At 64.7% G+C, this 14,834-nt stretch carries 18 protein-coding genes; 13 read left to right on the forward strand and 5 right to left on the reverse strand.

The features are described from left to right. Positions 1-2: 2 nt before the first annotated feature. Both KIH07_RS13790 and KIH07_RS13795 read right to left on the reverse strand, forming a co-directional pair. Positions 3-980, reverse strand: coding sequence for a Bug family tripartite tricarboxylate transporter substrate binding protein (locus KIH07_RS13790; protein ID WP_226492517.1), 978 nt, complete (start codon positions 978-980; stop codon positions 3-5). After that, on the reverse strand, positions 977-1,639 hold the full coding sequence (locus KIH07_RS13795; RefSeq protein ID WP_226492518.1) for a TetR/AcrR family transcriptional regulator: 663 nt from the start codon (positions 1,637-1,639) through the stop codon (positions 977-979). Before KIH07_RS13795 ends, KIH07_RS13790 begins: the two co-directional genes overlap by 4 nt. Positions 1,640-1,767: 128 nt before the next feature. Between KIH07_RS13795 and KIH07_RS13800 the strand changes: the two genes are divergently transcribed. The 13 genes from KIH07_RS13800 (at position 1,768) to KIH07_RS13860 (ending at position 12,250) form a co-directional block, all read left to right on the forward strand. Continuing rightward, the gene (locus KIH07_RS13800) at positions 1,768-2,361 is read left to right on the forward strand and encodes a TetR/AcrR family transcriptional regulator (protein ID WP_226492519.1); all 594 of its coding nucleotides are present in this window, start codon (positions 1,768-1,770) and stop codon (positions 2,359-2,361) included. Positions 2,362-2,639: 278 nt separating this feature from the next. Further along, entirely contained in the window at positions 2,640-3,998 is a 1,359-nt protein-coding gene (locus tag KIH07_RS13805) for an MATE family efflux transporter (RefSeq protein ID WP_226492520.1), read from the forward strand. 74 nt (positions 3,999-4,072) lie between these two features. Next, a complete protein-coding gene (locus KIH07_RS13810) occupies positions 4,073-4,873 on the forward strand; it encodes a hypothetical protein (protein WP_226492521.1) in 801 nt (266 codons plus the stop codon). A gap of 3 nt (positions 4,874-4,876) precedes the next feature. Further along, a complete protein-coding gene (locus KIH07_RS13815; RefSeq protein ID WP_226492522.1) occupies positions 4,877-5,485 on the forward strand; it encodes a nucleotidyltransferase family protein in 609 nt (202 codons plus the stop codon). After that, positions 5,482-6,162, forward strand: a complete 681-nt coding sequence (locus tag KIH07_RS13820; RefSeq protein WP_226492523.1) for a VOC family protein — start codon at positions 5,482-5,484, stop codon at positions 6,160-6,162. The genes KIH07_RS13815 and KIH07_RS13820 overlap by 4 nt, the downstream gene beginning before the upstream one ends. A gap of 397 nt (positions 6,163-6,559) precedes the next feature. Then, positions 6,560-7,636 carry a DUF4062 domain-containing protein gene (locus tag KIH07_RS13825; protein ID WP_226492524.1) on the forward strand — a complete coding sequence of 359 codons (1,077 nt, stop codon included), beginning with the start codon at positions 6,560-6,562 and terminating at the stop codon, positions 7,634-7,636. A 565-nt stretch (positions 7,637-8,201) separates the two neighbouring features. Continuing rightward, entirely contained in the window at positions 8,202-8,846 is a 645-nt protein-coding gene (locus tag KIH07_RS13830) for a hypothetical protein (RefSeq protein WP_226492525.1), read from the forward strand. A 388-nt stretch (positions 8,847-9,234) separates the two neighbouring features. Beyond that, complete coding sequence (locus tag KIH07_RS13835) at positions 9,235-9,642, forward strand: DUF6896 domain-containing protein (RefSeq protein WP_226492526.1); 408 nt, start codon at positions 9,235-9,237, stop codon at positions 9,640-9,642. 94 nt (positions 9,643-9,736) lie between these two features. After that, on the forward strand, positions 9,737-10,357 hold the full coding sequence (locus KIH07_RS13840) for a hypothetical protein (RefSeq protein ID WP_226492527.1): 621 nt from the start codon (positions 9,737-9,739) through the stop codon (positions 10,355-10,357). Between the two features lie 86 nt (positions 10,358-10,443). After that, positions 10,444-10,875, forward strand: coding sequence for a GNAT family N-acetyltransferase (locus tag KIH07_RS13845; RefSeq protein WP_226492528.1), 432 nt, complete (start codon positions 10,444-10,446; stop codon positions 10,873-10,875). 12 nt (positions 10,876-10,887) lie between these two features. After that, entirely contained in the window at positions 10,888-11,445 is a 558-nt protein-coding gene (locus tag KIH07_RS13850; protein ID WP_226492529.1) for a DUF4256 domain-containing protein, read from the forward strand. 15 nt (positions 11,446-11,460) lie between these two features. Further along, a complete protein-coding gene (locus KIH07_RS13855; protein ID WP_226492530.1) occupies positions 11,461-11,850 on the forward strand; it encodes a DUF1801 domain-containing protein in 390 nt (129 codons plus the stop codon). Further along, positions 11,822-12,250 carry an ACT domain-containing protein gene (locus KIH07_RS13860; RefSeq protein WP_226492531.1) on the forward strand — a complete coding sequence of 143 codons (429 nt, stop codon included), beginning with the start codon at positions 11,822-11,824 and terminating at the stop codon, positions 12,248-12,250. Before KIH07_RS13855 ends, KIH07_RS13860 begins: the two co-directional genes overlap by 29 nt. Positions 12,251-12,290: 40 nt before the next feature. Here the strand turns inward: KIH07_RS13860 and KIH07_RS13865 are convergent, their stop codons facing one another. Genes KIH07_RS13865 through pgi form a run of 3 tightly spaced genes read right to left on the reverse strand, consistent with a single transcriptional unit; the run spans position 12,291 to position 14,813 of the window. Then, a complete protein-coding gene (locus KIH07_RS13865) occupies positions 12,291-12,659 on the reverse strand; it encodes a methylglyoxal synthase (protein ID WP_226492532.1) in 369 nt (122 codons plus the stop codon). Positions 12,660-12,684: 25 nt separating this feature from the next. Next, positions 12,685-13,176: a low molecular weight protein-tyrosine-phosphatase gene (locus KIH07_RS13870; protein WP_226492533.1), complete on the reverse strand. Its 492-nt coding sequence runs from the start codon at positions 13,174-13,176 to the stop codon at positions 12,685-12,687. A gap of 20 nt (positions 13,177-13,196) precedes the next feature. Next, positions 13,197-14,813 (reverse strand): glucose-6-phosphate isomerase, encoded by a 1,617-nt coding sequence (gene pgi / locus KIH07_RS13875; protein ID WP_226492534.1) that lies wholly within the window; start codon positions 14,811-14,813, stop codon positions 13,197-13,199. Between the last annotated feature and the right edge of the window lie 21 nt (positions 14,814-14,834).

The following is a 14,834-nucleotide window of genomic DNA, read 5'->3' on the forward strand; positions in this document are numbered from 1 at the left end:
GTTCACTCCAGCGGAATATTGGCCTTGTGCACGTAGGCGCGCAGCAACGGCAGTTCGCGCGCCACGCGCGCGTCGTAGGCGCTGCCCGGCTCGTAGGCCACCTCCACGCCGATCTTCTCCAGCTCGGCGCGGGTGGCCGGATCTTTCACCGTGTCGGCCAGCGCCTTGCCCAGGGCCGCGCGCACCGGCTCGGGCAGGCCACGCGGCGCCACGATGGCGATCCACGGCACCATCTCGTAGTCGGGGAAACCAGCCTCGGCGATGGTGGGCACGGTGGGCATCTGCGGCGAGCGCTTCTTGGACGTGACCGCCAGCGCCTTCACCTTGCCCGCGGCCATCTGCGGCATGGCGGCCACGTTGGTGTCGAAGCTCAGGGGAATCTGGCCGCCGATCAGGTCCGTCATGGCCGGGGCGCTGCCCTTGTAGGCGATGTGCACCAGGTTGGCCCCGGCCATCACCTTGAGCATCTCGCCGGCCAGGTGGGCGGTGGTGCCGTTGCCGAAAGAGCCGAAGTTCATCCCGCTGGGCTCGCGTTTGGCCAGGGCGAGCAGCTCGGGCAGGTTGCTGGCCGCCACCTTGGGGTTGGCCAGCAGCACCAGTGGCGAGCTGCCGATGGTGCCGATGGACTCGAAGCCCTTCTGCGGGTCGTAGGGCAGCTGGCGCTTGATGGCCGCGTTCACCGTGAACGTGGTGTTCGACGAGATCAGCAGCGTGTAGCCGTCGGCCGGCGCCTTGGCCACCAGGGTGGCGCCGATGGCGGTGCCCGCGCCCGGGCGGTTTTCCACGATCACGTTTTGCCCCAGGCGCTTGCCCAGCGGCTCCATGAGCTTGCGGGCGATGGTGTCGGTGGCGCCGCCGGGCGGGTAGGGCACCACCAGGGTGATGATCTTTTCGGGGTAGGCGGCGTGCGCCAGCAGCGGCAGGGCCAGCAGGCCGGCGGCCAGGCGCGCGGTGCGCCGTGTGAACGTGATCAGCTTCATGGGGCTTTCCTTCGCGGGGTGGGTGGTGGGGCCAGGCTCTCGCAACGCTGCACCAGCAGGGCGGCCAGTTGGTCCAGCTGGGCCGCCATGGCCGCATCGGCCGGGCCGAACAGGCGCACCAGGCCCATGCCGCGCAGGGTGGACATCACGAGATCGATCAGGGCCGGGGTGTCGGGCGAGGCCGACAGCTCGGGAAACACGGTCAGGAAGCGCTGGCGCAGCTGGTCCTGCTGCGTCTGGCGCAGGCCGGCGACGTAGTGCGTGATCTCGGGGTCGGCGCCGCAGCCCATGTAGACCTGCCACGCCACCAGAAAACGCTCGGGCTCGTAGATGCGCTGCCACAGCAGTTGCAGCGTCTGGCGGGCGCGCTCGGCCAGGGGCAGGTCGGCCGCGGGCCACCCGGGCGCGTTGTAGTCGCTGGCCGCCACCAGCTCGTCCACCACCCGCATCATCAGCACCGCCTTGGTCCCGAAGTGGTGCTGGAAAGCGCCCGGCGTGAGGCCGGCGGCCTTGGCCACTTCAAACACCGAAGCGCCCTGGTAACCCTTGTCGCGCACCACCTGGATCGCCGCCCGTATCAGTTGCGCGCGCGTGGCTTCGCTGCGCTCAGCGTGGCGGCTGGCGCCGGATGGCCGGGTGGGGGAGGGCTGAATGTCCATGTCTTCAAGAATATGCATTACAGGTGTAATGCGTATTGGGGTTTCCCCGCCGTGGTCGGCATGAAAACCCCAAGGCGATTGCGGGTAGTAAATATGATGATCATCATATTTATGGCTAAAATGCCGCCATGACAACCGCACCCAGCCGCAAGGCCCTGACCCACGAACGCATCGTCGACACCGCGGCGCGGGCGATCCGGCGTGCCGGCTTCGCCGGGGTTGGCGTGGCCGACATCATGAAAGAGGCGGGCCTGACCCATGGCGGGTTCTACGCCCACTTTGCCTCCCGCGATGCGTTGCTCGTCGAGGCCCTGGCCCATGCCGGGCAGCAAGGCGTGGACCGCCTGGGCCAGGGCAACGCCTTGCGCGCGGCGCGCGGCGCCAGCCCGTTCCGCGCGCTCATTGAAAGCTACCTCTCGGACCGCCACCTGAGCGGCACCGAAAACGGCTGTGCGGTCGCGGCGCTGGTTTCGGAGATGCCGCGCCAGTCGGCCGAGGTGCGCGCCGCGGCCGTGCAGCGTGTGCGCAGCCTGGTCGCGCTGGTCGCGCAAACCCTGCCCGCCGACGCCGCGCCCGACAGCGCCGCTGCCATCGCCAGCCAGATGGTGGGCGCCCTGCAGCTCGCGCGGGCCCTGGGCGACAACGCCGAAGGCCAGGCCCTGCTGGCCGCCAACCGCAGCGCCCTGCTGGCGCGTTACGACGCCCCCCCACCGGCGGCCTGAAGCATGCCCGTCCATCACGTGCCCACCAGGGCATTTCTTTCGGTTCGGATTTGAATATGACGATCGTCATGAGTCCATCGATGAACCGTCTTGCTTTTTTCGCCCACCCAGGAGCCGACACACCATGAAACCTCACAACGCCACCGTCCTGATCACCGGCGCCAGCCGCGGCCTGCCGGCCGAGCCGGGCACCTACCTGCGGGGCACGAAAGCATGAGCGCCGCGCCGGGCCGTTCCCAAGCCAGCTCGCACCGCAGTGCACCGCACGGAGGTACTCCATGAGCGCCGCCATCGCCCAGGCCCGTGTGCAGCAGATGCTGCACGCGCCGCTGCTGCCCACGCTGCTTCGCCTGGCCACGCCCAACGTGATGGGCCTGTTCGCAATGACCATCGTGATCGGCTACGACGGCTACATCCTCGGCCGTCTGGGCCCGGACGCGCTCGCCGGCATCGCACTGGTGTTCCCGCTCTCGATGCTGATGCTGCAGATGTCGGCGGGCGGCATCGGTGGCGCCACCACCGCCGCCGTAGCGCGAGCCCTGGGCGCCGGGCGCAGCCAGGACGCCAGCCGCCTGGCGCAACAGGCGCTGCTCCTCGGCGCCTTGCTGGCCGCGCTGTTCATGCTGGTCATGCTCGGCTTCGGGCGCGGCATCTTTGGCGCCATGGGCGGGCGCGGCGCGGCGCTCGAAGCCGCGCTCGTGTATTCGAACGTGCTGTTCAGCGGTGCGCTGCTCATCTGGTCCACCAACGTGCTGGCCGCCGTGGTGCGCGGCGCGGGCAACATGGTGCTGCCCTCGGTGATGCTGCTGGGCACGGCGCTGCTGCACCTGGTGCTGTGCCCGCTGCTGGTGTTCGGCTGGGGGCCGGTGGCCGGCCTGGGCATGGCCGGCGCTGCCGCCAGCACGCTGGCCGTGAACGCCGTGGCCACGCTGGTGATGGCGGCCCACCTGTGGCGCCGCGACGGCGCCGTGCAGCTGCGCGCCTCGCCCTGGCGCCTGCACCTGCCGCTGCTGCGCGACATCCTGCGCGTGGGCCTGCCCGCGTCCTTGAGCCCGGTGATCAGCAACGCCTCCATCGCCGTGACCACGGCCTTCGTGGGCAGCTACGGCACGGCCGCGCTCGCGGGCTACGGCGTGGCGGCGCGGCTCGAATACATCCTGGTGCCGATCGCCTTCGGCTTCGGCACCGCCCTGACCGCGATGGTGGCGACCAACATGGGCGCCGGCCAGACGGTGCGCGCGGTGCGCGTGGCCTGGGCCGGCGGCGCGCTGGTGGCCATGATCACCGGTGCGATCGGCCTGGCCACGGCCATCGCACCAGCGCTGTGGATGGGCCTCTTCACCGGCGATGCCGACGTGCTGGCGGTGGGCGCCACGTATCTGAACATCGTGGGCGGCTGCTACGCCTTCTTCGGGCTGGGCCTGGCGCTGTTCTTTGCATCGCAGGGCGCGGGCCGCATGTTCTGGCCGCTGGCCGGCAGCATGGGCCGCCTCGTGATCCTGTCGGTCGGCGGCTGGCTCTGCGTGCACACGTTCCAGACCCCCGCAACCGGCCTCTTTGCCGTTGTCGCGCTCAGCCTGGTCGTCTACGGCTCCACCCTCGCCATCGCGATCCGCCTGGGGAGCTGGGGGCGCTGATGCCGGGCCTGCGAGGCTGCACGGTTATGGGTTTGCGCGGAATGGGGGCCGGAGTCGGCAGGTAACATGCCCGCATGACCCGACTGCACACCGAGTACCAGCGCCTGTACCTGCCCCCCGGCGCCGGGGTGGACGACACCGCGCCCCTGCGCCTGGCCGACAGCGACGGCCGCGTGCGCGCCATGGTGCTGGCGCTCGGCCACCCGGCCGACTGGGCCACCCTCTCGCCCGTCTGGCGCGGTGTGCAGGCCGAGCTGGCCCTGCCCGCGCCGGCCATCGCCGTCAACGGCGTGGACGCCTTCGAGCTCTGGTTCTCGCTGGCCCAGCCCGTGCCGGCGGCAGAGGCCGCCGCCTTCCTGCAAGGCCTGCGCCAGCGCTACCTGGCTGGCGTGAAACCCGGGCGGCTGCGGATGCTGCCCGCCCCGGATGCGCCGGCGCCCCCGGCCGTGCAAGCCGCCGCCTGGGTTCCCGCGCTGCAGGCCGCCACCGGCCAATGGTCCGCCTTCGTCGCGCCCGACCTGGCCGCCGTGTTTGGCGACGCCCCGTCGCTCGACTTCCAGCCCGGCAACGACGCCCAGGCCGAACTCCTGAGCCGCCTCGCCAGCACACCGCCAGACGCGTTTGAGGCGGCCCTGGCCCAACTGCAGCCCGCAGCGCCCCAGCAGGCCTCGGCAGCGCCAGCGCTCAGCGAACCGGTGGCCCCGCCGGCACCGGGCGGCCCGGCCCACGCCGCGCTGGCCGGCCCGTACCAGGACCCACAAAGCTTCCTGCGCGACGTGATGAACGACCCCACCGTGGCGCTGGCCCTGCGCATCGAAGCCGCCAAAGCCCTGCTGCCGCACGGCACCCCTGGGGCTCCCGCCGGCACCGCCTGAGCCATGGGCCACACCGGCATGCCCCAGGCCAGCGAGCTGACCCCCGCCGCCTTCATCGCGCAGGCCCTCAGCAACCCCGTCAACGCCGAACTGCTGCAGCGGCTGGACAGCCTGCGCCTGCCCCAGTGCCACCTGACCGCCGGCTGCCTGTTTCAGGCCGTGTGGAACCGGCAGACCGGCCGGGCGCCCGACTGGGGCGTGAAGGACTACGACGTTTTCTACTTCGACGATACCGACCTCTCGTGGGAAGCCGAAGACCGCGTGATCCGCGCCGTGCAGGCGCTCACCGCCGACCTGCGCGTGGCCGTGGAAGTGAAGAACCAGGCGCGCGTGCACCTCTGGTACCGCAGCCGCTTCCAGGCCGACTACCCCCAGCTCACCCGCGCCACCGACGGCATCGACCGCTACCTCATCGCCTGCACCTGCGTGGGCATAGACACCCGCAGCCGCGCCCTGTACGCGCCCAACGGGCTGGACGAACTGCAACGCGGCATCCTGCGCATGAACCCGCGCTTCGCCCAGCCCGCCATGTTTCGCGACAAGGCGCGCAGCTACCAGGCGCGCTGGCCGTGGTTGAGCATCGTGGCGGCGGAAGAAGAGGGCGGCGCATGAAAGAACACCGCGTGGAGATCGACCATCTTTTCATGTTCATCGAGCCCGACGGCCCCGAGATCGACGCCCTGAAACGCCAGGGGCTGACAGAAACCTACCGCCGCGCGCACCCCGGGCAGGGCACGGCCAACGTCTGCTTCGGATTCGACAACCTCTACCTTGAACTGCTCTGGCTCACCAGCGAAGCCGAAGCCCGCAGCCCGGCCATGGAGCGCACCCGTCTGTGGGAGCGCAGCCAGTGGCGCAGGCTGGGCACCTGCCCGTTCGGCGTGGCTTTCCGTGGCGACCTCGCCAGCGCCGGTGTGCCCACCTGGGACTACCGGCCCCCGTACCTGCCCAGCCATCTGCCGCTGGACATGAGCATCCAGGTTGCCACCGACAGCGACGACCCGATGCAACCCATGTTGTTCAGCTTTCCGGGGAGCACGGCGCCGAGCGAGTGGCCGGCGGAGCGGCGAGGGCGGTTGCAAACGGGCGGTGGTTGGAGCCAAGCCGTTGGCTTGACGTTGCGCTTCCCGGCGGGCACGGCGCCCAGCGCCGCGTTGCTCGCGCTCGCGGCTGCGTCAGGGCTTGAACTGGAGCAGGGCGAGGGCCCAGCCTATGGCATGGCCTTGGATCTGATGGGCGCGGACGGCTCGGTGACAAAGACTTTGGTGATGCCGGATGGGCTCAGATGACGGCGACACGGCTGGGTTGGGGTATCGCATTTGATCCAGAGCCCGCATCCGAATCAAAGGCCCAAAGCGGTCGTACCGGATGCACCTGAATCTGACATTGAGCTGCCAAAAAACCGAACCCAATACAGGTAGACATTTTCGATCTTGAGGCTATAGTGCAGACATCGAATTCGCTCACGAACCTGCCCAGAAAGCGCTTAGACACCAGCGGTGGCACGGCGACTTTGTCAGTTTGTTATATCTGTTCATATGGCCCGTACATGAGGGCAGGTACATGATGTCAAAAGCTTTTTTAGTCTCGGCGCCGCCACGTTATCCGACGATTGCCGGGAATATCTGGTGAAAAGTCGTCTACATCAAAGTTAGGTTTCGCAATTCCCACTCGCTCAGGAGCAGCATGAAACGCCGTCTGCAAGTCTTCATTTCCAGCACCTACACCGACTTGATTCACGAGCGCCAAGCCGCTGTCAGTGCCGTTCTAAAGTCCAGCCACATTCCGGCGGGAATGGAACTTTTTACCGCGGCGGATCGCTCTCAAATGGTAACAATCAAACAGTGGATCGACGACTCAGATGTGTACATGCTAATCCTCGGTGGAAGATATGGAACGGTCGAACCAACTTCTGGCCTAAGCTACACCGAACTGGAATACGACTACGCGATTCAACAGAACAAGCCCGTCTTCGCTGTCGTTACAACAGAAGCGGCACTGGAGTTGAAGGTCAAGGCAAACGGAACGACCAATATTGAGCGTGACAATCCAAAAGAGCTCGCACTCTTCAGGAAAAAGGTGTTATCAAATATCTCTTCGTTCTTCGAGGACTCAAAGGATATAAAACTCTGCGTTCACGAGAGTCTTGCTGACTTTGCGGCAAATCGAGATCTTAAGGGTTGGGTCTCTGCAGACGAGATCCAAGATACCAAGCCTCTGTTCGAAGAAATTCGAAAGCTCTCGGATGAAAATCGCGAGCTGAAGGAAACAATTTCAGCGCTGGAGAAGAAGACAGCAGCGGGCACCGGAGCCTCCATTTCAAAGCAGAACGAAGATTTCACTGTTCTCAGCAGTGTTCTGTCAGCGATCGAGATCAAGGTACCGGCAGAGCTCGCCGCCAACGGAAAGGAGTACGACACCACTTTGCTGAAGCTGTTCTATGACAACAAGGAGGCGTTCGTCACTGGAGTGACGAACTCTGGGAACGCATCTGATGCCGAGACGTTCTTTTTCCACAACATTTGTCCGAAACTTCAAGTGCATGGGCTAATTGCAAGCGAGAAGGTTCCTGGAGTCCGATATCGCAGAAGTGCGGTGTCGACGAAGGGGCATAGCTTTCTTGCTGAGATGGAGCGGAGGCTTCTCCTCGCCAAGAAGCCAAACGCCTCATTAGTCGAAGCATCGGCAAGCACTTCGAGCCCCTCCGCGGTACCTGCCAAGCGAGCAACCCCAACTGCTAAAAAGGTGGTCCGCCCCAAGTGAAACCTAACCCCTCGCTCAAGTGGAGCGACAACGGCAGGCCACCAGGCCCGGCCTGGTGGTACGCGGTACATTTTCACCAGCCTGGGCCTAGCGTCCTGCCGTTGTCGCCCGCTTAGCTCGAACGTTAGCCATTCAGATATCTATTTACCAATCGGCGATTTAAGAAGGGATCTCGTATGGAGGTATTCGTTCTAATTACTCACTATATGAATGGAGTTCAAGAATCTGGGGTTTTTGCATCCTTTCAAGATGCAGTATCTCATCTTGTTGAGGACCAAATCGGTGGCAGGCCGGAAGTTATCAAGTGCAACGTCATTGGTGAACTAATCGAGAACAACACCGTATTTACGGCCTCTTCATATGATCGCTCGAGCGACATACATAACTTTCAAGGCGTGTATGGAAGCTACGATCTGGCAAAGAACTCCGTTGGCGACAAAGGGTTAGTGCTAAACAGAACCATAAACACGCTGCTTAAAAATGGCTAACCCATCACTCCACCGAACCTGCGTGAAAAGCCGCGCAGGCCGGTGAATTCAAACGTTGAGCGTCACAGTGAACGGAAATGAGCACGTACCCACAGCGAGTTCGAGACAACATTCTTCCTCTGTCAGTAGGAAGTACGTTGCCTGAGGCGTTCGAGGAATGGTCATTTACGGAGAGGACCGAAGACCACGAGCAGCCAATCGAGACGTGCCAACTCTGTGAGCACGAAGATCTTCGCTATCACTTCGAAATCCGCAACAGCCTCACGAAGAAAACTCTCTGGGTCGGTTCCCAGTGCATTCTGAAGTTCGGCCTTTCCGTCTTCGAAAGTGGTCTTCGGTTGTCGGAAGGAGACGCGAAGAAGAAGCTTGACCGGTTAATGCAGAAAATGCGCTTAGAGTCGTGCATTCGCGCTCTAGAGAAACTCGCAACAGCTGAGAAAAGCGAAATTCTTTCAAATGCGCTTGAGTACTACAAGAAGAACAAATACCTCTCGCCGAAGTTCGCGTTCGTTGTCTTGTGGCGGCTTCAGAGCAACAAAGTCGATCACAGTCCCTCCTTCTTCAAAGTTAACCTGAAGCGAGGAAAGTACCAGCGAGATCTCCAGGACATGAAGCTCAGTCATGTGCATGTTATCTGGCCGGCGTTGTCCTCATCGCAGCGAGATATGGCAATCCGTATGGGGCACAGTGCGCCAGGTGCCGCCGAATTTTTCAATCGATAGGCTTGCCTCGGCAAGCCGGGTCAAGCCTCTCATCTCAAACGCTATGCATCGGTGTTTTATCTGAAATTTTTTAACGACGTGGAACAAAGGGAAGGCTATGCACAAGTTTATTATCAACAAGCAACAGCAACAAAACGGCGACTTTGAAGTCCACAATACAACTACGGGTTGTGGCTACATGCCGCAACTACACAACCAAGTTGACCTTGGTTATCACTCTGACTGTAGCGGAGCTGTCTCTGCAGCGAAGAGGGCAAATCCGACCTTAAGAATCAACGGTTGCTACTACTGCTGCCGGGCATGTCATACCAGTTAACTAGTTGTGTAGAATAAAAATCATTCGAACCGACTTGCTAAAGCGGTCGGCCTAGGTCAAACGTTATACGCCATGAACCAGGGGCTAACTGACCTAATTCGCGACTATCAAGCTGCAGTTGAAAAGGCCATCGAGTTGTTGGAGGGTTCAGGCATTCCAAGACCGGCAACCTCAACTGACTGGGTTGGGTACGACATTCCTCAGCGAGGGCAACTCGCCGATGGCGTGAGCTATTTCAAACATGGGTACGGTTGCGCGGTATTTCTGCCGTCGGGTAAAGTCGATTTTGATTTCGGTGCTGAAGGCCAAATCAATGGCTTTGATCTTTGGCGCCTTACCCACTTCGCCGGGAACCGGTTGAAGAGCTATGGCTTCCCTTCGGAGCAAGCTATTAAGTCGGCATTCCAAATGGCCATAGAGTCCGGTGAAATTGTCCCGTCCGCATACATCCTCCACTACTTGGCGCCAAATGCCGCATAGCCATCCAGTCAACCGGACCGCCGAACACCCGCCTTTGGGCTTCCGCAAGCCGCCCCGCGCGGTGTCCGGGTACCGTCATCTTTAGGGTGCATCGATGCTCGACGACCTGCCCCAGTTCATGTCTGCACCCACCTCCTGCCAGTTCGCGAAGGACGGCGCATGGGAAGACGCTTGGTCTTTCCCCAGCGGGCGTCTGCCGTCCCGCTCTGAGCTGGTTTCCTACCTCGCACAGAGCACCGAGGTCGCCTTTGAGGCGTTCTTCGGCCGCTCATTCTTCGGTGCCCGCATCGTTGGTTCAGCGCTCGAGGTGGAAGCCTTCTCCATCAAGTGCCTTCAGGCCGTCCGAGCTCAGCGGTCGTTCTTCGGCGTCTTCCGCCAAGAGCTTGGGTGTCCCCTTCCAGGTCAGCCGCCTGCCTTCGCCGAGATCGGTTGCGTCAACGCCTGGCGCAGCGTCGGAGCTGTCCGCATCTCCGAGCCGCACCTGGCTTCGTCAGGGTTCGCACGTCTCTGGCATTCGGTGCTCCACAGCTCGGTAGGTCGGAACACCCGCCATGCCAAGGCAATCGAGTTCGCGTTCGAATACCCGCTCGCACACTGGTTCGGCGTGCCCGTTTCGGTCACTGGTGAGTCAAACTTGGTTTCCGAGGCCTTGCTTCGCCAGGCCATAGGGCTTGTCGCGTCACCCGAACCACAGCCCGCCCGGAATGCGCCCTGACCCTTCGCTGGGGCGACTCGCGCCTCAGCTCAAACATTCGGCGTCCGTCCATCCCAAACGGTTCGCTTTCACAAGAGGAGCACAACGTGCCGCTGGTTTGGTCTCACTCGATCGATGGTCTCGACTGGAATGAACTTTCCGCCCTTTACGCCGCTGCGCCGCTGGGAAACAAGAACCCGGCCGGGCTGAAGACCGCGTTCACGAACAGCATGTTCAGGTGTTTCGTCTATGACGACGGAAAGCTGGTCGGGGTCGGGCGGGCGCTGGCTGATGGCGTGGACTGCTCATACATCTGCGACGTCGCGCTGCTGCCCAGCCATCAAGGTCTGGGCCTTGGAAAACAGATCGTTGCCAGGCTGGTGGAGTTGTCCCGAGGGCACAAGAAGATCATCCTCTACGCGGTACCCGGCAAGGAGTCGTTCTACAAGAAGCTGGGGTTCAAGCGCATGAGCACCGCCATGGCCATCTTTGAAAACCAGGCCGGGGCGTTGGTGCAGGGGTATGTCAACGAAACCTAGAGGGGGGCAGTCATGGCCGAGAAGATGAAAACCACCGAACGCGAAGCATTGCTCCAAGTGCTCAAGACCCGGTTCGAGAAGCACATGCACCGGCACGCCGGGACGGCATGGTCAGACGTGCTTGCCAGGCTCGAACGCCATCCCGCTGCGCTGAGGTCGCTGCAGGCGATGGAGGCCACGGGGGGTGAACCGGACGTCATGGGGGATGCCAAGGATTCCGGGCACGTCGTCTTTTGTGACTGCTCCCCGGAAAGCCCCACGGGGCGCAGAAGCACTTGTTTCGACGGCGAGGCGCGGGCGGCCCGCAAGGAGAACAAGCCCGAGAGCAGCGCGGCCGAAATGGCGGCCGAGATGGGCGTTGAGCTGCTGACCGAAGAACAGTACCGGGCACTGCAGCAGCTCGGTGAGTTTGATTTGAAGACGTCCAGCTGGCTCCAGACGCCGCCCGAGGTCCGGGCGCTCGGTGGCGGCCTCTTTGGTGACCGGCGCTATGGCCGGGTGTTCGTCTATCACAACGGCGTGCAGTCGTACTACGCGGCCAGGGGCTTCCGGGGTTGGCTTCGGGTGTGAGGATGGGGCAACAAGATGAAAATGGTTCTGACGTCTGCGACGAGTCCCGATGGGTACATGGCCTGTCTCAGCGGGTGGCAACAAAGTTACGCGCAGGCCTTGCGCTCTGTGGTTCGCAGCGCCGCACCCGAGCTGGAAGAGCGGCTGAAGTGGGGCCACCTCGTCTACTTCGCCCATGGCCCGGTGTTGCTGATTCGGGCGGAACCCACCCGCGTCTTGTTCGGTTTCTGGGAAGGTCAGCGCCTGCGGCATATCGAGCCCCGCCTGAGGCCCGGGGGCAAGTACCAGATGGCCACCCTGGAGCTGAAAGAGGGCACGCCGCTTCTCCAGGAAACCGCCGTTCGTCTGGCCACGGAGGCCTCTAAACTCGCCCGCCATGAGCAACCCCGTCTCGAATCTCGCTGAGCTTCTTCAAACCATGCAGCCCACGCTGAACGAGGGGGTCTATGTGTTCGCTTCCGTGTCGCCGGACGCGGACATCCGCTCACTGGAGCCGTTGGCCACGTTTCGGGAAGCCGAAGGCCTCACGCTCATCGTGGAGGAACAGCGGGCCCGAAAGGCGGGGCTGCCCGTCTTGTTCCGCGCCGCGTGGATCACGCTCACGGTGCATTCCGATCTCCAGGCCGTGGGCCTCACGGCGGCGGTCGCCACCGCGTTGGCCCAGGCCCACATCAGCTGCAACGTCGTGGCCGCGGCGTTTCACGACCACCTCTTTGTGCCCGTCGAGTCGGGGGGTGAAGCGCTGGCCGCTCTGCAGCGGCTTCAGCGGCGCAGCAGCCGGGGCGCCGAGCCGCCGGTCAACTGACGCTTTGATCGAGAGCTTGCGCCGTCAAGCTACCGCCGGCTCAACGTCGCGCCAGATCGTCCAGCAGCAGTCTCGCCGTCGACACGTTCGTCGCACACGGCACGTTGTGCACGTCGCAGGCGCGCACCAGCGCGTTGATGTCGGGTTCGTGGGGTTGGGCGGTCATGGGGTCGCGCAGGAAGATCACGCAATCCACCTCGCCCATCGCGAGCCGCGCGCCGATCTGCAGGTCGCCGCCGAGCGGGCCGCTGAGCAGGCATTCCACGTTGAGGCCGGCTTCCGCTTGCAGGCGAGAGCCGGTGGTGCCGGTGGCCATGAGGGTGTGTTGCCGCAGCAGCGGCGCGAATTCGGTGGCCAGGGCCACCATGTCGTTCTTCTTTTTGTCGTGGGCGACGAGGGCGATGTTCATGGTGGGGCGTGGGTTGGTTGCTTCGTCAGCGGGTGGGCAGGCCGTGCTGTTGCCGCAGGTGTTCCAGCAGCTCGGCGCAGGCGTCTTCAATGATGTCGAGCACGTGCTCGAAGCCGGCCGCGCCGCCGTGGTACGGGTCGGGCACGTCGCGTGAGTTCACGCGGCGGCTGTGCTGGGTGAGCAGGCGCACTTTGTGGGCGTGTTCGGGCGGGCACAGCTGCAGGGTGTCGCGCAGGTTGGCTTCGTCCATCACCAGCACGTGGTCGGCGGCGGCGCAGTCGCTGGCGCTCAGGCGGCTGGCGCGCAGGTCCGACAGGTCGTAGCCGCGCCGGGCGGCGTGGGCCTGGCTGCGCTCGTCGGGCGGGGCGCCCACGTGGTAGCCGTGGGTGCCGGCGGAGACGACGGTGATGTGGTCCTGCAGCCCGGCCTGGCGCACGCAGTGGCGAAACACGCCGTGCGCGCTGGGGCTGCGGCAGATGTTGCCCATGCAGACGAAGAGCACGCGCACGGGGGGCATGGCGGGCTTCTCCGGTGCGTTCACTGGCCGGCTTTCTCCATGGCCTTGGCCATGGTCTTGCCCAGTTCCACGCCCCACTGGTCGTAGGCGTTGATGCCCCAGATGGCGGCCTGGGTGAACACCTTGTGTTCGTACAGCGCGATCAGCGCGCCGAGACTGTGCGGGGTGAGCGCGTCGAGCCAGACGGTGCTGCTGGGCACGTCGCCTTTGAAGGCGCGTTGGCTCACGAAGGCCTGGGCCTGCTCGGCGCTTTGGCCTTCGGCCATGAGGGCTTGCAGGGTGTCGACCTCGCTGCGGCCCACGGCCAGGGCCTGGGCCTGCGCGCGCAGGTTGAGGTTGACCACGCGGTGGTGTTCGGCGGCCAGGGGCAGGGGCGTGTCTTCGCTTTGCACGCCGATGAATTCGACCGGCACGCGGTGCGTGCCCTGGTGCAGCAGCTGGAAGTAGGCGTGTTGCCCGTCGATGCCCAGGCCGCCCCAGAGGATGGGGCCGGTGTCGGTGTCGCAGGGCTGGCCGTCTTTGCGGGTGCGTTTGCCGTTGCTCTCCATGTCCATCTGCTGCACGAAGGGCGCGAAGCGCACCAGGCGGCTGGGGTAGGTGGAGAGCAGCTGGGTGGGGCACTGCAGGAAGTTGCGGTTCCACACGCCGGCCATGGCCAGGACGACGGGCAGGTTCTGCGCCAGCGGCGCGCTGCGGAAGTGCGCGTCCATGGCCTGGCCGCCGGCCAGGAATTCGCGGAAGGCTTTCGACCCGATGGCCAGCGCCAGCGGCAGGCCGAGCGCGGACCAGATGGAGTAACGGCCACCGACCCAGTCCCAGAAGGTGAAGGTGTGTTCGGCGGGGTAGCCGGCGGCGCCGGATTTCTGCGGCGCGGCGGTGATGGCGACGAGGTGCGGGCTCTGCGCCGAACCGGTGATGCCGGCGTCTTGCAGCCAGCGCCGCGCGGAGGCGGCGTTGGTCATGGTTTCCTGCGTGGTGAAGGTCTTGCTGGCCACGATGATGAGCGTGGTGAGCGGGTTCAGGTCGCGCAGCGTGCTGTGCAGCGCCCAGGCGTCGGGGTTGCTGACGAAGTGCACGCGCAGGCCCGCGGCTTTGGCGTGGTGGCCACCGCTGCACCACGGGGCCAGCGCGTCGGCCGCCATGCGCGGGCCGAGGTCGGAGCCGCCGATGCCGATGTTCACCACGTCGGTGATGGCCAGGCCGGTGCTGCCTTTCACCTCACCCGAGCGCACGCGGTCGGCGAAGGCGCAGACGCGGTTCAGTTCGTTCTGCACCAACTGCTGGATGGCGTCGCCCCAGGGCGCATCGTTGCCGGTGGCGCCGGGCGCGCCGCGCAGGGCTGTGTGCAGCACGGCGCGCTGTTCGCTGGTGTTGATCACGTCGCCGCGGAACATGGCGTCGCGTTGGGCTTCCACGCCGGCCTGCTGGGCCAGGTCCATCAGCGCGGCCCAGACGGCGCCGTCCAGCGCCTGGCGGCTGAAGTCGATCTGGATGCCGGTGCCGGTGGCGGCAGCCTGCATCTGTTCGCGGCCGGGCTCGGCGAGGCGATCGCGCAGGTGGGGTTGGGGCGCGGCGGCGAGGTCGGCGAGCTGTTGCCAGGCGGGGAGGGAGGTGGGTGAGGTCTGCGGGGTAGACATGGGGCGGCGGCCTTGTTTCTC

It is taken from the genome of Hydrogenophaga taeniospiralis, assembly GCF_020510445.1.
GTDB lineage: Bacteria > Pseudomonadota > Gammaproteobacteria > Burkholderiales > Burkholderiaceae_C > Hydrogenophaga.